Raw genomic sequence first — 19,235 nt, 5'->3', positions numbered from 1 at the left:
ACACCCCCGGAGAGCATTAATACCATAACTATGCCTATTATAACATAATAATGAAATATCACATCCAAACAACGGGGAGTACAGCACTATGGAAGACTTCGCCGAAACCAGACGGAATCTGGTCAAGGGCGGCCTGCTCGGCGGCTTGGCCCTGGCAAGCGTCGTCGGCTCCGCCCGGCAGGCAGCAGCACAGGCCTCATCCGACAGCCTGCTCCGCACCATACTCGATCGCGGCCACCTGATCGTCGGTACCGGCTCGACCAATGCGCCCTGGCATTTCGAAGACGAGAAGGGCGAGCTCACCGGGATGGACATCGCCATGGCGAAGATCCTCGCCAAGGGCCTGTTCGATGACGCGAGCAAAATCGAATTCGTGCGGCAAGATGCCGCCCAGCGCGTGCCCAACATCAACACCGGCAAGGTCGACGTCGTCATCCAGTTCATGACGATCTCACCCGCCCGGGCCCAGCTCGTCGCCTATTCGCGCCCCTATTACGTCGAGGGCGTCGCCTTGCTGACGCGCCCCGACAGCGACAAGAAGACCTTCGACGACCTCCTCAAGGCCGGCTCCTCCGCACGCATTTCCATCCTGCAGAACGTCGATGCGGAGGAAACGGTCAAGAAGGTGCTGCCCGAGGCGACGGTAATGCAGCTCGACAGCCAGCCCAATGTCGTGCTCGCCCTGGATTCCAAGCGCGTGGACGCCGCCGCCGTCGATCTGTCCAACGTCTGGTGGCTCGCCAAGCGGCATCCCGACAAATATTTCGATGCCGGCAAATCCTGGAACGCCATGCTCTACGGTGCCGCTGTTCGCCAGGGCGACCCGGACTGGCTTCATTTCGTCAACACGACCTTCGGCGTGGCGATCCATGGCCACCAGAACGAGATCTATGATGCGGCGCTGCGCGACTATTTCGGCCTGACGCCGCCGGCCCGCAAACCCGGCCTGCCGACCTTCTAGGTTCCGATATTCCTGCAAACTCCCAATAGCATCGCCGGTACGGCTTGGTATCGAATCCGACCGGCGATGCGGGGACTCCATTGCGCACGATGGCTGGACCTCCGGCATGATGAACTATCACTTCAACTTCGCCATCGTCTGGCGCTATTCAGCCAAGCTCTTCGAGGGGCTGCTGTTGAGCGTCGAACTGGCGGCCGCGACCATTGCGATCGGCATGCTCATCGGACTGGTCCTCGCCTTGGTCCAGCTCGACGGGCCCCGCTGGGCCCGCCCCTTGATCCGCTTCTATGTCGAATTCATCCGCAACGTGCCGCTGCTGCTGCTGGTCTATCTGGTCTTTTACGGCATCCCCAGCGCCATCGACCTGCAATATGGCGCAACGACCTCCTTCGTGGCCACGCTTGCCGTCTATTCCGGCGCCTATCTCGTCGAAGTCTTGCGGGCGGGCCTGGAGGCCGTGCCAAAGGGCCTGATCGAAGCGGGCAAGAGCATCGGCCTGACACCTTTCGGCGTGCTCTGGCACATCCGCCTGCCGACGGCGCTACGCATCGCCCTGCCCTCGCTCTCGAACACCTATGTCTCCTTGTTCAAGGACACCTCGATCGCCTCCGCCATCGCCGTGCCCGAACTCGCCTACGGCATGCGCTGGATCGAGACACAGACCTTCCGCACCGTCGAAGTCTATCTACTCGCGACGCCGATCTATCTGGTGACCAGCTACGCCATCCTGCTGCTGCTGAGGCTGGCCGAGCGGCGCTATGCCATCAGCCGGTGATGCCATGTCCATGATTCTCGAAACGCTCCCCTTCCTGCTCGGCGGCCTGTGGACCACGCTCTTCGTCTCCGCGGCCGTGGTCGTGATTTCCCTGCTGATCGGCATACCGCTCGGCTGTGCGCTGGTCTTTGGACCGGCCTGGGCACGACTGCCGATCCGGCTCTATGCCGATTTCGTCCGCGGCGTGCCGATCCTGGTCCTGCTCTATTTCATCTATTATGGCCTGCCGGCATTGCGCATCAATCTTCCCAGCCTGCTGGCCGCGATCGTGGCGCTCACCGCCTTCAAATCGGCGCAGATCATCGAGATCACGCGCGGTGCGTTCCAAGCCATTCCGAAGGGACAGACGGAAGCAGCCCAGTCGATCGGCCTCGGCCTCTTCGATCGCTTCGTCTACGTCCTCGCGCCACAGGCCGTCCGGCGCTTCCTGCCGCCCTTCATCAACAGCGTGGTCGACACGGTGAAGGGCTCGTCTTTGGTATCCCTGCTCGGCATCGTCGACCTTCTGCTCTCGCTGCAGCAGGTGATCGGCCGCACCCATGTCGCCCTGCCGCTCTATGTGCTGGGTGCCCTGCTGTATTTCGCCATCAACTTCCCGCTCTCCGCCCTGAGCCGCAGGCTCGAAAAGCGCTTCGTCTGATCGGAAGAACCGCCATGTCCAACGCCGCACCCCAGCCGGTGATCGAGATTGCCAATCTCACCAAGTCTTTCGGGACCCTGCAGGTCCTGAAAGGCGTCGACCTCTCGGTCGAGAAAGGCCAGGTCATCGCCATCATCGGCCCGTCCGGCAGCGGCAAGACAACCCTGCTGCGTTGCATCAACTTCCTGGAAGAATATGACGGGGGATCCGTCCGCATCGACGGGGTCGAGGTCGGCTTCAGCGAGGCCAATGGCAAGCGGCGGCGGCGCAGCGAACGCGAACTCGCCCATATTCGCGTCGACGCCGCCATGGTGTTCCAGCAGTTCAACCTGTTTCCGCATCTGACGGCAGCGCAGAACATTATGCTGGGCCTGGTCAAGTCGCGCGGCAAGAGCAAGGCCGAAGCCCGGAGCATTGCCGAGAGATGGCTCGGCCGCGTCGGCTTGTCGGCGAAGATCGATGCGATGCCGGGACAGCTCTCCGGCGGGCAGCAGCAGCGCGTCGGCATCGCGCGCGCGGTGGCGATGGAGCCCAAGGTGCTGCTGCTCGACGAGATCACTTCCGCCCTCGATCCCGAACTCGTCGGCGAGGTCCTCGGCGTCGTGCGCGAGTTGGCGACCGAGGGACGCACCATGATCCTGGTGACCCATGAAATGGCCTTCGCGCGTGAAGTGGCCGACCGCGTGGTGTTTACAGATCAAGGCAAGATCATGATCGACGCACCGCCCGCGCTGGTGTTCGGCGAGCAGCCGAATGAGCGGCTGCGCGCCTTCCTCGCGCGCTTCGCCGGCCTGCACCAGGGTACGTAAAGGCTCATCGTCATTGCGAGCGAAGCGAAGCAATCCAGGGGCTTGAAGACACAGAGTTTATGGCTCCTGGATTGCTTCGCTTCGCTCGCAATGACGGAGTCGGTTATTCAAGCTTTATGCTGGCGGTGTGATTGCCGTCCCCTACTCCCGCGCGCTGATGACGGCACCCGCGCTGGCGATCATCACGAGTGCGATGCCGCCGATCTGCTGCGGGCTGAGCGGCTCATTGAGGACAAGATAGCCGGCCAGCGCACCGATACCGGGCTCCGCGCTCATCAAGATCCCGAAGGTGGCCGAGGACAGGCGCCGCAGCGCCATCATTTCGAGGGCATAGGGCAGCAGCGGCGTCAGCACGGCCAAGCCGATCGTCTGCGCGGCAAGGCCGCCGGGAAGCGTGAAGCCGGTTTCGTACAGGCCGAAAGGCGTCGATATCAGCGCGGCCGCCGCGAAGGAGATCGCCAGCCCCTCCAGTCCCTTGAACACTTTGCCGATGCGCTTGCTCAACAAGATGTAGGCAGCCCAGCCGGTCCCCGCGGCAATCGCGAACAGGAAGCCGAGCATGTCGACGCTCCAGCCAGCCTGGTTTCGCACCAGCAAGAGCACGCCGGCAAAGGCCAACACCAGCCAGATCAGGCGCCAGCTGCGGGCAAAGCCGAGAGCGGCGACGCCCAGCGGTCCCAGGAACTCGATGGCAACCACCAGACCCAGCGGCACGCGGGTGATCGCCACGAAGAAAAAGAGCGTCATCATGGCGATGGTCGCTCCCAGCGCCAGGGCGACCAGAATTTCACGCCGGTGATAGCGGCGGATGTCGGGGCGAACGATGATGCCCAGGATGATCGCGGCCCAGGCCAGCCGGCCCCAAGTGGTGGCGAAGGGGCCATATTCAGCCATGGTGGGATGAGCCAGGGCTGCGCCGAGCTGCACCGAAACCATCGAACATGTGAGCATGAGCAGGGCCAGGCCTGTCTGCGACGTCGATGGGGCGGCCCCTGCTGCCGCGCTGCTTGAATTGTCCTGCAAAGTCCCCTCCCCAGGGCTGTGCTTCTACACCATCGAAGCGGCAAAGCGCAGAGTGGCTGGACGATGATTGTAGGCCTTACCAAAAGCAGGCCTGTCCACGTTCACAACCCTTCCGCCCTTCTCGCCCGTATCGTCGAGCTTCGGAAGGATGGCATCATTCTATTTGGGCAACAGAGCGAGATATATAGCTGATGCAAGGCAAAGAAGGTCATTTATCTAATTTTGAAAGGACATTTCGATCTTTTTACATGACCTGGCAGTCCCCCCTCAATTCTTCGCCGACTCCTGCAGGGGGTCGAACTTCTCGATGAAATCGATGAGGGCCGTCACGGCCAGCCCCATGTCGCGAATCGAGGTGAATTCCGCAGGATTGTGGCTGATGCCGCCGCGGCAGCGAACGAACAGCATGCCGATCGGACAGAGGGCGGCCAGCGACTGGGCGTCATGCCCGGCTCCCGACGGCAAATGAACCGCCTTGCCGCCCTGGGCAGCGATCGCTGCCGCAAATCCGGCCTGAAGCGCGGGATCGCAGGGCTCCGCCTTGGCCTCATAGGTCTGCTCGATCCAGGCCGAAACACCGCGTCGTTCGGCAATGGCGAGGAACTCCGCGCGCAAGGCGTTCATCGCTTCCACACGCCTGGCATCACTCTGAGAGCGCAGATCGACCGTAAATACGATACGGGCCGGAATGACGTTGGAGGCACCGGGCGACAGGCTCAGCTTGCCGATGGTGCCGACCATGAAATCATCGGCATGGCTTCCGGCAAGGCGTTCGAGCGCAAGCGCCATTTCGGCGCAAGCCGAGAAGGCGTCCCGCCGCAGCGCCATCGGTACCGTACCGGCATGGCCGGCTTCGCCCACGACCGTCACCGAATAGCGTATCTGGCTGGCGATCGCCGTCACGACACCGAGTCCCTCGCCGGCCTCTTCCAGCACAGGGCCCTGCTCGATATGAACCTCGACATAGGCCGCCGCCTCGCCGGGCTCATAGGCGGCCGAGGGAATGGCGTCCGGATCCTTGCCATAGAGCCGCAAGGCATCCGCCAGCTTGACGCCGTCGCTGGATTCGATCTGCAGGACTGCCGGATCGAAGCGCCCCGCCACGGCCTCGGAGCCGAGCAACGTCGTCGCGAAGCGAGAGCTCTCCTCGTCGCCGAAGGCGAGGACGTCGATGCCGAAGGGCATGGCGCCATGCTTGCGGACAATCTCGCGCGTCGCCAGGATACCGGCGATGACGCCGAACGTGCCGTCATAGGCACCGGCATCGATCACCGTGTCGATATGCGAGCCGATCAGCAGCCGCTGCACGGCATTGCGCGTTCCCGATGACGGCGCCAGCCGGCCTCGAACCGTGCCGAGCGCATCCTCGCTGACTTCCAGTCCTGTTTCCGTCATCCAGCGAGCCACGAGGTCCGCCGCCTGGCGGTGCTCTGGAGTGAGGTAGAGACGCGTCAGGCGCCCTTCCTCGGCACTGATCATCGCCAGGGCACGGATCATGCCTTCGGCCTCGCGGCCCAATGCCATCGCCCGTTCGATCAACGCATCTGCTCCCTCGACAGCAAGGTCTGGGAACGGCGAACGACATCGAGTCGGGTACGATCAAACGGCATGGCGTGTGTCGGCCTCGTCAGCAGGACATTCCGGAAGCGCTCCGAATTGTCATAGCCGGGCTGGTCCCGGCTATCCAGAGGCCGCACGCGCAACGCCGAGATCCAGGCTGGATTGCCGGGTCAAGTGTAAAGACCGGCAATCACAGGTCATGGATCGATGAGCACGCAAGTGTTGATCCCTGCGCACGCAATGGCCGATCAGTTCGGGAACTTGTCGTCGATGCCCTTGACGTACCAGTTCATGCCGAGGATCTGCGAGGCATCGAGCTTGTCACCGCCCTTGCATTCCACCGTCTCGCCCTGCTGGTTCACCACGGGGCAGGTAAAGGGATGGATCTTGCCGGATTTGAGTCCAGCTTCGGTTTCTTCTGCCAGCTTCTTCACATCGTCGGGCATGTTGGTGTAGGGCGCCATCTTGACCATGCCCTTGTCGAGGCCTTCCCAGGTGTCTTCCGACTTCCAGGTCCCATCCAGCACCGCCTTGGTGCGCTCGATGTAATAGTCGTCCCAATGATTGATGATGGCGGTGAGCTGGGTCTTCGGGCCGAAGGCGATCATGTCCGAGTCCTGGCCGAAGGAGTTGATGCCCTTCTCGGCCGCGGCCTGGGTGGCGGCGGGACTGTCGGTATGGGTCGCCAGGATGTCGGCGCCCTGCGCGATCAATGCCTTGGAAGCGTCCGCTTCCTTGCCGGGATCATACCAGCTCGAGGTCCAGACGATCTTGATCTTCATGTCCGGGCGCACCGATTGAGCACCGCGCATGAAGGAATTGATGCCCGAGATCACTTCGGGGATCGGGAACGGCGCGACATAGCCGACGATGCCGCTCTTGGACATCTTGGCGGCGATCACGCCCTCGACATAGCGCCCTTCGTAGAAACGCCCGGCATAGGTCGAGACATTCTCGGCCCGCTTGAAACCGGTGGCATGCTCGAACTTCACGTCCGGAAAGTTCTTGGCCGCCTTGATGGTGGGGTCCATGTAGCCGAAGGAGGTGGTGAAGATCAGCTTGTGGCCGGAATCGGCGAGGTTCTCGATGGCGCGCTGGGCATCGGGGCCTTCCTGCACGCTCTCGACATAGGTGGTCTCGACCTTGTCGCCGAGCGCCTTCACCAGCGCCTTGCGGCCGACATCGTGCTGGTAGGACCAGCCGAAATCGCCAACCGGGCCGACATAGATGAAGCCCACCTTGAGCTTCTCCTCGGCACCGGCCGAGGTTACCCCGGCACCGGCCATGAGGCCGCAAACGGCCAGGGCTGCCAATATCGTTTTTTTCATCGAGTTTCCCCTCATGGCGGGCCATACGGATCGAAACGCCGGGCCATGGCCCATGCCCGGCGGCAGTGGAAATCAGCGATCGGGCACGAAAGCGGTGCCGAGCGAACCGGGCGCCACGCCGCGCCGCCCCTTGCCGGCCGAGATCATCACCAGCACGATCACCGTGGCCAGATAGGGCAGGCCCGTCCAGAATTGCGGCGGCCAGACCAGCCAGTGCGGCAGAGAGCCCCCCAGCGCCTGCATGTGCAGATTGCCGATCCAGATGGCTCCGAAGAAATAGGCGCCCAGCAATAGTCGCCAGGGGCGCCAGGACGCGAACACCACCAGCGCCAAGGCGATCCAGCCGCGGCCGGCCGTCATGCCTGTCCCCCAGAAGGGCGTGTCGGCCAGGGAGAGATAGGCCCCGCCCAGGCCCGCGCAGGCTCCGCCAAACAGCACGGCCCCGAAGCGAATGAGTCGGACGGGATAACCGAGCGCATGAGCGGAGACGTGGTTCTCGCCGACGGCTCGCAGGATCAGGCCACCTCTGCTGCGATAGAGGAACCACCAGACACCGGCGACCAGCGCGATCGACAGATAGACCAGGGCGTCCTGGCCAAACAGGATCGGCCCGATCACGGGAATGTCGGTCAGGCCGGGAATGTCGAGCGATGGGATCTTGGCGCGGTTGAGCCCGACAAAACCGGTGCCGAGGAGATCGGACAGGCCGAGGCCGAGAATGGTCAGGGCTAGCCCGGAGGCGACCTGGTTGGCGGCGAGCCCCAGGGTCATGAAGGCGAAAAGCGCCGCGAAGACCATGCCGGCCATGACCGCGGCAAGAAAGCCGAGCGGCGCGCTGCCGGTCATGTAGGCAATGGCAAAGCCCGAGACCGTGCCCATGATCATCATGCCCTCGACCCCGAGATTGAGGACGCCGGAGCGTTCCACGACCAGTTCGCCGATGCCGGCGAGCACGAAAGGCGTCGAGGAGGTGATGATAGTGAGGATGATCGCTTCGGTGAGATTCATCAGGCCACCTTGGCTGCGCCGCGCACGATACGGATGCGATAGAGAATGAGCGTGTCGCAGGCGAGCACGTAGAACAGCAGCAGCCCCTGGATCACGCTGGTGATGCCAATCGGCACCTTGAGCGAGATCTGGGCCGCCTCGCCACCGAGATAGGACAGCGCCAGCAACAGGCCGGCGAACAGGATGCCTACCGGATTGAGCCGGCCGAGAAAGGCGACGATGATGGCGCTAAAGCCATAGCCGCTGGCGAAGGGAAGCTGCAGCAGGCCCATCGTCCCGTCAGCCACGCTGATGCCGGCGAGCCCGGCAAGGCCGCCCGAGACCGCAAAGACGAACAGGGTCATCTTCCTGGGCGAAAAGCCGGCGAACAGGGCCGCGCGCGGTGCCTGCCCGAGAAGGCGGATCTCGAAGCCCTTTAGGCCGCGCCACAGCAACACCGCAGCGGCGGCCACCACCAGCAGCGCGAAGATGGAATCGAGATGGATCGGGCTGCGCCGGAACAAGGCCGGCAGCGTATTGTCGAAATTGGCGGTGAGCGGAAAGTTCAGCCCGGCAGGGTCGCGCCAGGGGCCGCGCACGCAATAATCGAGGATCTTGTCGGCGATATAGACCAGCATCAGGCTGGTCAGGATCTCGTTGGTATTGAAGCGCGTCTTCAGGATCGCCGGGATCAGGCCCCAGAGCGCACCGCCGACGATGCCGCCGAGGAGGATGAGCGGCACGGCGTAGAACGGCGTCTGGCCCTGGAACATGAGGGCAATGCCCCCGCCCACCGTAGCGCCGATGATGTATTGGCCTTCGGCACCGATGTTCCAGTTGTTGGAGATGTAGCAGAGCGACAGGCCGACGGCGATCATCACCAGGGGCGTCGCGCGCACCACCAGTTCCTGGGCGGTACGCAGCCCGGTCAGCGGCTTGATGAAATAGACGTAGAGCGCCTCGCCGGGCGGCTTGCCATAGAGGGCGAAGATGATGGCTGCCGAAACCACCGTGAGCAGGATGGCGATGAGCGGCGAGACCAGAGCCATGCCTATGGAGCGCTCGGCCCGCTTTTCGAGTTCAAGCCTCATGATCGGCGCCCCCCATCAGCAGCCCGATCCTCTCCAGACTCATGGCCGACACGGGCTCCGGCGCTGACAGGCGGCCGTGATGGATGACCGCGATATGGTCGGCCACCTCGAAGATCTCGTCGAGATCCTGGCTGATCACCACTACCGCCGCACCGCGCCGCGACAGGTCGATCAAGGCCTGCCGGATCAGGGCGGCGGCGCCGGCATCCACGCCCCAGGTCGGCTGGTTCACCACCAGCACGCCAGGTTCGCGCAGCATCTCGCGGCCCACCACGAATTTCTGGAGATTGCCGCCGGAGAGCGAGCCGGCCTCGGGGTCGGGCTTGCCCTTGCGCACGTCGAACGTGCCGGAGATCTTTGCCGCTTCGGCCGAGGCCTTGCGCATGTCGACCATGCCGTAGGACACCAGGCCATTGGCGGCATGGCCTGTCAGCAGTGCATTCTGCGAGAGTGTCATGCGCGGCGCCGCCGCATGACCGAGACGCTCCTCGGGCACGAAAGCGGCGCGCAAGCGCCGGCGCTCGGTAACGCCGAGCGCGCCCACAGGCTTGCCGTCAACGGCCACCGCCTCCGGCCCGACCGTGCGCTCGCCGGAGATGGCCGCGAAGAGTTCGCTCTGGCCATTGCCTGCCACACCGGCAATGGCGAGAATCTCGCCGCCCCGGGCATTCAGCGTGATGTCCTTCAGCGCGGTGCCATGCAGGTCTTCGGCCGGCAGATTCAACCCCTTCAGCGCCAGGCGTACGGGCCCGTCCCGGTTGGCGAGCCGACCATGCTCGACCATGGCGACATCGGCGCCTACCATCATGCGGGCGAGGCTGGCAGCGGTTTCCCCACGCGGATCGCAGGTCGCCACGCGCTTGCCATGGCGCAACACGGTCGCCGTCTGGCACAGCCGCTTCACCTCCTCCAGCCGGTGAGAGATGTAGAGCACCGCCCTGCCCTCGCCGGTGATGCGTTCGAGAGTAAGGAAGAGCTGGTCGGCCTCCTGCGGCGTCAGCACCGAGGTGGGCTCATCCAGAATGAGCAGCTTGGGGTTCTGCATCAGGCAGCGCACGATCTCGATGCGCTGACGCTCTCCCACCGAAAGCGTATGCACCGGCCGGCGCGGCTCGAGCGGCAGGCCGTAGGCAGCGGACACTGCCGCGATACCTTCCTCGACATCCCGCAATTTCGTGCCGGGCGGCTGGGCCAGGGCGACGTTCTCGGCCACGCTGAGATTGTCGAACAGCGAGAAATGCTGGAACACCATGCCGATGCCCATGGCCCGGGCAACCGCCGGGCGCGGCAACTGGATCGGCTGTCCTTCCCAGAAGAGCTGCCCCTCGTTGGGCTGGAGCAGGCCGTAGAGAATCTTGACGAAGGTCGACTTGCCGGCGCCGTTCTCGCCTAGCAAAGCGTGAATCTCATGCGGCATGATCTTGAGATCGATGCCGTCATTCGCTCTCAGCGCGCCGAAGATCTTGACGATACCCCTCGCTTCGATCAGGGGCGTGTGAGCGTCTGCCATTGCTGCCACATTCATGGACGTGCCCAATTCATAGGCGCAAACAAGGCAGATGCGAAGAGTTCAGGCATGGTAACGCAGCTTTTCCCCAACTCAGCGACGTACCGGGACCATAGCGTTTTGCGATGTGGCGGAATCGCCTCGAATCGCAAAGACGCTCTAGCCAATCTTTTGGATTGGCTTGGAACCAATGAACTAGAGCAAATAGTCGTTCACACTTGAACGCGTTTTGCTCTAGCCGAGACGCCGATGACCTTTCACGACCGGCAACCGACTGCCGACCTGACGGGGTAGCTGCAAGATCTGGGCCACGACGGAAGCCGCGATCACCGCCGGCTCCTTGCCCTCGACGCCTGGTATGCCGATCGGGCAGGTCATGCTCTCGATCAAGCGTTCGTCGAGGCCGGCTTGCCGCAATTGCGAGACGAAGCGAGCCCGCTTGGTCTGGGAGCCGATCACGCCGACATAGGCGAAGCGGTCCGCTGCCAAGGCCGTCGAAACGATGGCGAGGTCGAGCGCGTGGCTATGCGTCATCACGACGATGCGCGCATGATCGGGCGCCCCCGCCAGGATAGCCTCGGGCTCGGCATCACGCCTGAGCACCACATGCTGAGGCACATGACTCGGGAAGGCGTCGGGCCGGGAATCGCACCAGACCACCTCGACCGGCAGGGGCGCCAGCGCCAGGATCAGGGCCCTGCCAACATGGCCGGCTCCGAACAGATAGAGAGACGGGTTCACGGGCTCCAGTCTTTCGAGCAGGCGTCCGTCCGGCAGGAAGCGGCTGGCCGCACCGGCGGGCAGCCCCAATGCCTCTTCGTCGCTGGCGGGACGACGCACGAAGCCGCCCCGGTCATGCGGGATGCCGATACTGACCCGGCCTCCACCGGCCGGTGGCGTCGCGAGATCGTTCAACCAGACGAGATCCTCTCGCTCCAGGCGTTCCAGCATCAGGCCGACCCGGCCGCCGCAGCATTGGCCGAGGTCGGGTCCCAGCGCCTTGTCCAGGGAACGCATGCGGCGCCCCTCCCCGGCCGACAGCAGCGCCTGCGCTTCGGCAAGTACCTGCCATTCCAGGGTGCCGCCCCCGACCGTGCCGGAAAAGGCGCCGTCTGCCCGCACGGCCATGCGCGTCCCCGCCTCGCGCGGGCTCGACCCGCGCACGTCCATGATGGTGACGAGCACGGCGCGCCCGTCGCGCTCGACCATGGCCTTCAGCGTCGCGAAGATCCCCATCGCTCTGCCCGCACCCATGCCGGTTTTGACGCCAGCATGATAGCGCCGAGTGGGACACGGCCAAAGCCCAATCGGGAGGCCGGTTCTTGCAAGCCATTGTGTCCGTATGGCGCTCCCTCGTTGTCGAGATAGCGCAGCCCCCCACGTCGTTCCATTCAGTTTCTAGCCTTGTGTAAACATCTTGAAGGGTCGGTCTGAAGACCAGCCTCCCGATTACAGGGCCTTGTCGAGCGCCTGCTCGAAATCGGCGATCAGGTCGTCGGCGCTCTCGATGCCGGCGGAGAAACGCAGCATGCCCTGGCGGATGCCCATGCCGAGGCGCGCATCTTCCTCGAAGCGCTGATGGGTGGTGGTCGAGGGATGGGTGAGCAGGCTCTTGGTGTCGCCGAGATTGTTGGAAATGCGGGTGATCTTCAGGGCATTGGCGACCTTGAACGCCGCCGCCTTGCCGCCCTTGACCTCGAAGGTCACCAGCGTGCCGCCCGCCTTCATCTGGCGGCGCGCCAGTTCGGCCTGCGGATGGTCGTCGCGGAAAGGATAGATCACGCGCTCGATCGCCTTGTGGGCAGCCAGGGCGTCGGCGACCTTGGCCGCATTGGCGATCTGGCGCTCGACCCGCAGTTCCAGCGTCTCCAGGCCCTTGAGCATCACCCAGGCATTGAAGGGCGAGATCGAGGGACCGGTCTGGCGCAGATAGGTATGGATGTGGTCGTTGATGAACTTTTCCGACGCCAGGATCACGCCAGCCAGACAGCGGCCCTGCCCGTCAATGTGCTTGGTGGCGGAATAGACCACGCAATCGGCGCCGAGTGCGAGCGGGCTCTGCAACAGCGGCGTGGCGAAGACGTTGTCCACCACCAGCGTAGCGCCGGCGCTCTTGGCGATCCTGGCGATGGCCGCGATGTCGAGGATCTCGAGCGTGGGATTGGTCGGGCTTTCCAGGAAGAACACCTTGGTCTCCGGCCGCACGGCCGCCTGCCACTGGGCCAGTTCGGTGCCGTCGACCAGGGTCGAGGTGACGCCGAAGCGCGGCAGCAGCTCTTCGATGACATAGCGACAGGAACCGAACAGCGCCTTGGCGGCGACGACGTGATCGCCGGCCTTGAGCTGGCCGATCAGGGTCGCGGTGACGGCGGCCATGCCGGAGGCGGTGGCGCGGGCGGCTTCGGCTCCCTCCAGTTCCGCCATGCGCTGTTCGAACATCGCCACGGTGGGATTGGAGAAGCGGCTATAGATGAAGCCGGCATCCTCGCCCTTGAAGCGGGCTTCCGCCTGTTCGGCGCTTTCATAGACGAACCCCTGGGTGAGGAACAGCGCCTCCGAGGTCTCGGCATATTGCGAGCGCAGCGTGCCGGCATGCACGAGCCGGGTCGCCGGCTGCAATTCCCGGGTGGAAGGTGCTGAAGTCAAAGGCTTGGTCATCTGCGGCAATCCTGAATAGCCGCAAGTCGAGCGCCAGCGCTCTTTCCCACGGCCCTTTAGCGAGTTGTTTTACGTGGCTGCAAGCCGGCCGGCCCAAATCCACCACGACGAAGACTGTTGAGTAGACCTACTCCCCGATGGCGTCAATGCATGGTTTCGTCTAGCAAGACCGAGATACGCCAAAACTGGCAGCAAAAAGCGAGAGCCATGCCGTCCGCGAACATCCTGCATTCCCAAGGCATCCTGCATAGCCATGGCATCCTGCCCTCCCAGGCGATTGCCGGGCTGGTCGAGGCGGGTGCCGTCCGCATCGAGCAGCCTCTGGCCGCCGACCAGATCCAGCCGGCCAGCCTCGACCTGCGCCTGGGTGCCAAGGCCTACCGCATGCGGGCAAGCTTCCTGCCGGGGCCGCGCAGCACCGTGGCCGAGCGCATCGCCGACCTTGCCCTGCACGAGATCGACCTGACCAAAGGCGCCGTGCTGGAGACGGGCTGTGTCTACATCGTGCCCCTGCTGGAAAGCCTGAAGATGCCGGACGGCGTTCTTGCCTCCACCAATCCGAAGAGTTCGACCGGCCGCCTCGATGTCTTCACCCGGGTGATCACCGACCATGCCCGCGCCTTCGACCAGGTCGAGGCCGGCTATGACGGCCCGCTCTATGCCGAGATCGGCCCGCGCACCTTCCCGGTACTGGTCCGGACGGGATCGCGCCTCAGCCAGATCCGTTTCCGCCGCGGCGAGGCCCGCATCGACGATGCCTCGTTGCGCGAATTGCAGCGCCGCATGGGCCTGGTCTCATCGCCAGATCCGGACATCGCCGGCGGCGTCGCCGTCTCCGTCGACCTCACCGGCTTCGGCGACGGCATCGTCGGCTATCGCGCCAAGCGGCACACCGCCGTGATCGACGTCGACAAGCGTGCGGCCTGCGACCTCCTCGATTTCTGGGAGCCGATCCCGCATCGCGGCAAGAACGACATGATCCTCGACCCGGACGAGTTCTACATCCTGGCCTCCAAGGAAGCCGTGCATGTGCCGCCGGAATTCGCGGCCGAAATGGTGCCGTTCGATCCGCTGGTGGGTGAGTTCCGCGTGCATTACGCCGGCTTCTTCGACCCAGGCTTCGGCTATTCGCCCGACGGCATGGAGGCGGCCCGGGCCGTGCTCGAAGTGCGTTCGCGCGAAGTTCCCTTCATCGTCGAGGACGGCCAGATCGTCGGGCGGCTGATCTATGAGCGCATGCTCGAACGCCCGCAGATTCTCTACGGTTCAGGCCTCAACTCGAATTATCAGGGCCAGGCGCTGAAGCTGTCGAAGCATTTCCGATAGGTCTCGCCACGTGGAAAAGGGCGGCCCGCTGGAGCCGCCCTTTTCGTTTGATGGCATTGACGAGGTCAAGCCGCCTTCGAGCGCCGTTCAAAGGGCGCGACGAATTTCACGATCAGCAGGAAGGTGGCCGCCTCGACCACTGCGACGATCCACAGGCCGTTCGATATGGCGCCGGCATCCTTGAGATACCCCATCAGATAAGGGGCGCCGAAGCCGGCGAGATTGGCCACCGAATTGATCAGGGCGATGCCGACGGCGGCGGCCGAACCGGCCAGGAAGTGGTTGGGCATCTGCCAGAACACCGGGATCGCCGACATCGTGCCGACGACCGCCAACCCCAGGGCCAGCAAGGCGATCGGCGCACTGCCCGGCACCACGAAGCCGAGGACGGTGAGACCGATCGCCCCGGCCAGCGCCGCCAGGCCGCAATGGTAGCGCACCTCGTTGGCACGGTCGGAATGGATGCCGTTGGAGATCATGCCGGCGGCGCCGCAAGCATAGATCGCCGCCATGATCCAGCCCACCGTGGCCGGATTGGTGAAGCCGACCTCCCGCACGATGGTGGGGCCGAAGAATGTCAGCGCGGAATTGGCCATGATGATGCAGAAGAAGATGGCGATGAACTTCCACACGATCGGGTTCTTCAGCGACTGCAGCACGCTGTGCTCACGATGACCGAGCGCCTGGCGGTCGCGCTCCAGATCGCCGATCAGCAGTTGCCGCTCGTCGGCGCTCAACCAATGGGCATGCTCGGGCTTGTCGGTCAGATAATAGAGGGTTGCCAGGCCAGCCAAGATGGATGGGATGCCTTCCAGCAGGAACACCCACTGCCAACCCGCCCAGCCGTTCACGCCGCCGAGTTGGGTCATGATGGTACCGGCAACCGGGCCGCCCAGGACACCGGCCAGGGCCGAGGCCGACATGAACAGGCCAAAGACCTTGGCGCGGCGCAGCGACGGGAACCAATAAGTGAGATAGAGGATGACGCCAGGGTAGAAACCGGCCTCGAACACGCCGAGCAGGAAGCGCAGGCTGTAGAACTGCCAGGGCTTGGTGACGAACATCATCAAGACGCAGATGATGCCCCAGCCGATGGTGATGCGAGCCAGCGTCCGCTTGGCGCCTATCCGCTCGAGCAGCATGTTGCTCGGCACTTCGAAGAAGAAATAGCCGAGGAAGAACACGCCGGCACCGAGGCCATAGACCGTCTCGCTGAACTGCAGGTCCTGAAGCATGGTCAGCTTGGCAAAGCCGACATTGACGCGGTCGATCCACGCCAGCACCCACAGGAACATCAGGAAGGGAAGCAGGCGCCAGATCACCTTCTTGTAGAGCGCCTCCACCTGCGGAGAGGTAGCCTCCGTAATCGCACCGCCCGGCTCGATCATCGCATTCGCGGTCATGGTTTTCTCCCAGATATCTTATTGATTGACCGGCTTTGCGACGGCGATCTTCGATCCGCCGCCACCGATATTCAACGCGCCGCCATGAAGCCGGCAGCAGCACGCCCGTCGGCCCGTCCAGGGATGGCCCCTTCTGTCGTCAGGCGGCAGGCGCTACGGCCTGCCTGGCTTCGTGATGGAACAAGGCATCCAGCCGATAGCGACTGATGAGACCGATCTGCCGCAGCGCCTCGCGCCGCTCGTCGTCGCTGCGGCACCCGATGCGATGACGGAACTCGGCAAAAATCCCGAGCCTGGTGTAGTGCCGCACGCAGACGATGAACGGGAAGCCATGGCGAACGCGATATTTGCGGTTCAACTCGTCCATCTCGGCGACTTCCAAAGCACTGAGCCGGTCGAGCCCTGCCGTCCCCTGCTCCTCCACCGATTCCGCCGTCATCGTGCCCTGCTTGGCCTCGTGACCCGCGAGATCGGGATGCGCGTTGAGGAAGGCCACGATGCTGGCCTCGTCCTGGCCGAGCACGACCGCCATCATCGCAGCATGCAGGTTCTCGATGGTATCGAATGGCCTGCGCTGCCAGACCGCTTCGGCGACCCATCGGGAATTCTCAAAAACCGGTCCCAGCCGGGCAGTGAACGCCTCGCGGCTTGCAGCATTCAAGCTCATCAGATCGATCAAGGCGCCGCTCCCCGGGATTTATCGTTGCTCTTTGGCGGGATTTCCGAATTCCCGTGGGAAAAAGCATGCGCCTTGACAAATATTAGGTCAATTTGATGAGATGAATGATCAATATTAGAAAAATCGAATAATAACCGATCGACATCGACGAGGCAGACCCTGGATGCCAACCCTGAACGGGGGACGATGAATGAAGAAGGATACGCTGGTTGATCTCAGTCTGCTTCGTGTCTTCTGCATCCTGATGAGCGAACGCAGCGTGTCGCGCGCCGCCGTGCGCCTGGAAATGTCGCAACCCGCGGTCAGCCTCGTCCTGGGCCGGCTGCGCGAGCATTTCGGCGATCAACTGCTGATGCGCGGACGCGGCGGAATGGTGCCGACCGACCGTGCCCTGACGATCCTGCCCCGTATCCAGGCGCTGCTGATGGACGCCGAAGCCCTGGCGGAGGATATCGCACCGTTCGACATATCGGCGAGCAATCACAGCTTTACCATTGCATCCCCCGATTACCTCGCCCCCATCTTTCTGGGGGATGTCATCGCAGCCGCCCGGCGCGAGGCGCCGAATGTGCGGCTCGTCATCCGGGCGCTAGGCCCCGATTTCGACTTCGAGAGCGCCCTGGCCAAGGGAGAGATCGACACGGTGATCGGCAACTGGCCATCACCGCCGAATTATCTGCGCCGATCCGTCCTGCTCGAGGACGAGGTGGTCTGTGTCATGGGTGCCCAACATCGGCTGGCGCATGGCCCGATCACCCAGGCCGACTATCTTGCCGCGGCCCATATCGTGCCGGTGTCCTATTCGGTCGCCCATCGCGGCCTCGTCGAAACTCATCTGAGCCGCCAGCGCCTCGTCCGCGAGCGGACCGTGGCCCTGTCCTATTTCGGCATGGCCCCCTATCTGCTGCTCGAATCCGATCTCATCTTCACGACCAGCCGCCATTTCGCGCGTTATTTCGCAGCGTTCCTTCCCCTGGCCATCCGCAACTCACCGATCCGCTTCCCGGCGATGACCTTCTATCAATTGTGGCATGAGCGCTCGCATCACGCTCCGACCCATCGCTGGTTGCGCGACCTCATGGCCCGCTCGCGCAGCAGCATCGACGCCACCCGCCCGACCAAGTCGGAGCCGCGGGCCTAGGCTATGCCTGCCTGCCGGCGGGTTTGCGCAAGGCAGCCGCTCGCCAGGCCGTCGCAGCAGCGAAAATCTGCACCACCCCGCCCACGGTCATGGCGCCGGCCAATCCGCCCGCCCCACCGCCGAGAACGGCATAGAGCGAGCCGAGGACGGCAACGCCGACCGTCGCCCCGACCATGCGCGCCACATTGATGAGAGCAGAAGCCGTGCCGGCTCGAGCCGCTACGACCGCACCCACCGCCTCCCCCATCAGCGGGCCGGTCGCCATGCCCATGCCGAGGCCGGTCAAGCCCAGGCCAATTTCGGCCGGCAGGATCGAGACATGATGGGCGCCTGCCGCGATCGACAACAGGCCGCAACCGATGATGGCCACTCCGCCGCCGGTCATCATACGCGTACCGAGCCTTCGGCCCAGAAAGCCGGAAAAGGGCGAAACCAGGACGAACACCGCGGCCATCGGCATCAAAGCAAGGCCCGCCATCGTCGGGCTGAGCCGCCCAGCTTCCTGCCAGAACAGCGGCAGCAGGAAAAGGGTGCCATACATACCGAAGGTCATGCCGGTGGTTGCCGTAACGGTACCACGAAAGATTTCATTTCTGAAAATATCAAGCGGAACCATTGCTCTATGGCCATGTCTTCGCTCGATAGTTATAAAGGAAAATAGGGAAAGCATGGCCAGCAATGCGGCTGCCAGCGCGATCGGCGGCATCTCGCGCATTGCGATGGCAGCGAAGGCGAAACCGCCGAGGGCCACCGCACCGAAAGCTTGGGCACCGCCGTCGAAATGCCGCCCCTGGGGATCGGCGGATTCAGGAATGACCAAGCCTGCCAGGACCAGGGCGGCCAGGCCGATCGGCACGACGACGAAGAAGATGCTCGGCCAGCCGAAGCCATGCAGCAGAATGCCGCCGAGAGTCGGGCCGATCGCCATGGCAACGCCATTGCAGGCCGCCCAAATCCCCAGCGCTCGCCCCCGTTCGGCGGAATCGGGCCACATGACGCGCAGGATCGCCAGTGAGGACGGCATCAGCAGCGCCGCACCAAGGCCGGCCACCGCCCGCGCCGCGATCAGCACGCCGATCGTGGGCGAGAAAGCGCATAGAAGCGACGCCGCCGTGAAGATCGCGGCGCCGGCCATGAAGATCAGGCGGCGCCCCTTGAGATCGGCGAGCAAGCCACCCGTCAGCAGCATGACGGCATAGACGAGATTGTAGCCGTCCACGACCCATTGCAGCGCACCGATTCCGGATGAAAAGGCTTCTCCGATCGGGCGCACCGCAAGATTCACCACGGCCGTATCCACCTGGGCAATGAGCACGGCCAAACACAATGTCACCAGGGCCAAGCTCC

At 63.9% G+C, this 19,235-nt stretch carries 17 protein-coding genes and 1 riboswitch; of the genes, 6 read left to right on the top strand and 11 right to left on the bottom strand.

Annotated elements, in window-relative coordinates; all coding sequences use genetic code 11:
* Positions 1-88: 88 nt before the first annotated feature.
* The 4 genes from BA190_RS28985 to BA190_RS28970 all read left to right on the top strand — a co-directional run bounded on the left by BA190_RS28985 (position 89) and on the right by BA190_RS28970 (position 3,185).
* Positions 89-961 carry a transporter substrate-binding domain-containing protein gene (locus tag BA190_RS28985; protein WP_068296187.1) on the top strand — a complete coding sequence of 291 codons (873 nt, stop codon included), beginning with the start codon at positions 89-91 and terminating at the stop codon, positions 959-961.
* A gap of 106 nt (positions 962-1,067) precedes the next feature.
* Complete coding sequence (locus tag BA190_RS28980) at positions 1,068-1,736, top strand: amino acid ABC transporter permease (RefSeq protein ID WP_245314983.1); 669 nt, start codon at positions 1,068-1,070, stop codon at positions 1,734-1,736.
* A gap of 4 nt (positions 1,737-1,740) precedes the next feature.
* Entirely contained in the window at positions 1,741-2,376 is a 636-nt protein-coding gene (locus tag BA190_RS28975) for an amino acid ABC transporter permease (protein WP_068296358.1), read from the top strand.
* A 14-nt stretch (positions 2,377-2,390) separates the two neighbouring features.
* The gene (locus BA190_RS28970) at positions 2,391-3,185 is read left to right on the top strand and encodes an amino acid ABC transporter ATP-binding protein (protein WP_068296184.1); all 795 of its coding nucleotides are present in this window, start codon (positions 2,391-2,393) and stop codon (positions 3,183-3,185) included.
* A 141-nt stretch (positions 3,186-3,326) separates the two neighbouring features.
* On the opposite strand, the gene BA190_RS28965 is transcribed toward BA190_RS28970, so the two are convergent.
* The 8 genes from BA190_RS28965 to BA190_RS28930 form a co-directional block, all read right to left on the bottom strand.
* Positions 3,327-4,208 carry a DMT family transporter gene (locus tag BA190_RS28965; protein WP_068296181.1) on the bottom strand — a complete coding sequence of 294 codons (882 nt, stop codon included), beginning with the start codon at positions 4,206-4,208 and terminating at the stop codon, positions 3,327-3,329.
* Positions 4,209-4,475: 267 nt separating this feature from the next.
* Positions 4,476-5,732, bottom strand: a complete 1,257-nt coding sequence (locus BA190_RS28960; RefSeq protein WP_068296178.1) for a M20 family metallo-hydrolase — start codon at positions 5,730-5,732, stop codon at positions 4,476-4,478.
* Positions 5,733-6,016: 284 nt separating this feature from the next.
* Complete coding sequence (locus tag BA190_RS28955) at positions 6,017-7,096, bottom strand: BMP family ABC transporter substrate-binding protein (RefSeq protein ID WP_068296175.1); 1,080 nt, start codon at positions 7,094-7,096, stop codon at positions 6,017-6,019.
* A 72-nt stretch (positions 7,097-7,168) separates the two neighbouring features.
* Positions 7,169-8,104: an ABC transporter permease gene (locus tag BA190_RS28950; protein ID WP_068296172.1), complete on the bottom strand. Its 936-nt coding sequence runs from the start codon at positions 8,102-8,104 to the stop codon at positions 7,169-7,171.
* Complete coding sequence (locus BA190_RS28945) at positions 8,104-9,174, bottom strand: ABC transporter permease (RefSeq protein WP_068296170.1); 1,071 nt, start codon at positions 9,172-9,174, stop codon at positions 8,104-8,106. Before BA190_RS28945 ends, BA190_RS28950 begins: the two co-directional genes overlap by 1 nt.
* Positions 9,164-10,684 (bottom strand): ABC transporter ATP-binding protein, encoded by a 1,521-nt coding sequence (locus BA190_RS28940; protein ID WP_245314982.1) that lies wholly within the window; start codon positions 10,682-10,684, stop codon positions 9,164-9,166. The genes BA190_RS28945 and BA190_RS28940 overlap by 11 nt, the downstream gene beginning before the upstream one ends.
* 231 nt (positions 10,685-10,915) lie before the next feature.
* Complete coding sequence (gene xdhC, locus BA190_RS28935) at positions 10,916-11,935, bottom strand: xanthine dehydrogenase accessory protein XdhC (RefSeq protein ID WP_245314981.1); 1,020 nt, start codon at positions 11,933-11,935, stop codon at positions 10,916-10,918.
* Between the two features lie 195 nt (positions 11,936-12,130).
* The gene (locus tag BA190_RS28930; RefSeq protein WP_068296160.1) at positions 12,131-13,339 is read right to left on the bottom strand and encodes an O-succinylhomoserine sulfhydrylase; all 1,209 of its coding nucleotides are present in this window, start codon (positions 13,337-13,339) and stop codon (positions 12,131-12,133) included.
* Positions 13,340-13,375: 36 nt separating this feature from the next.
* A riboswitch (SAM riboswitch) is annotated at positions 13,376-13,455 on the bottom strand.
* Between the two features lie 91 nt (positions 13,456-13,546).
* Here BA190_RS28930 and BA190_RS28925 point away from each other — a divergent pair.
* Positions 13,547-14,665 carry a 2'-deoxycytidine 5'-triphosphate deaminase gene (locus BA190_RS28925; RefSeq protein WP_068296158.1) on the top strand — a complete coding sequence of 373 codons (1,119 nt, stop codon included), beginning with the start codon at positions 13,547-13,549 and terminating at the stop codon, positions 14,663-14,665.
* A 65-nt stretch (positions 14,666-14,730) separates the two neighbouring features.
* Here BA190_RS28925 and BA190_RS28920 read toward each other — a convergent pair whose 3' ends face one another.
* On the bottom strand, positions 14,731-16,068 hold the full coding sequence (locus BA190_RS28920; RefSeq protein ID WP_068296155.1) for an MFS transporter: 1,338 nt from the start codon (positions 16,066-16,068) through the stop codon (positions 14,731-14,733).
* Between the two features lie 139 nt (positions 16,069-16,207).
* Positions 16,208-16,747 (bottom strand): 2-oxo-4-hydroxy-4-carboxy-5-ureidoimidazoline decarboxylase, encoded by a 540-nt coding sequence (uraD, locus tag BA190_RS28915; protein WP_202908538.1) that lies wholly within the window; start codon positions 16,745-16,747, stop codon positions 16,208-16,210.
* Positions 16,748-16,937: 190 nt separating this feature from the next.
* Between uraD and BA190_RS28910 the strand changes: the two genes are divergently transcribed.
* Complete coding sequence (locus BA190_RS28910; protein ID WP_068296152.1) at positions 16,938-17,888, top strand: LysR family transcriptional regulator; 951 nt, start codon at positions 16,938-16,940, stop codon at positions 17,886-17,888.
* A 1-nt stretch (position 17,889) separates the two neighbouring features.
* Here BA190_RS28910 and BA190_RS28905 read toward each other — a convergent pair whose 3' ends face one another.
* Positions 17,890-19,221: an MFS transporter gene (locus tag BA190_RS28905; RefSeq protein ID WP_245314980.1), complete on the bottom strand. Its 1,332-nt coding sequence runs from the start codon at positions 19,219-19,221 to the stop codon at positions 17,890-17,892.
* Between the last annotated feature and the right edge of the window lie 14 nt (positions 19,222-19,235).

Origin of the sequence: Labrys sp. WJW, from assembly GCF_001676615.1 — a bacterium.
GTDB classification, from domain to species: Bacteria; Pseudomonadota; Alphaproteobacteria; order Rhizobiales; family Labraceae; genus Labrys; species Labrys sedimenti.
The sequence above is the reverse complement of the archived record's forward strand: the minus strand, read 5'-3'. Positions and strand labels throughout refer to the sequence as shown.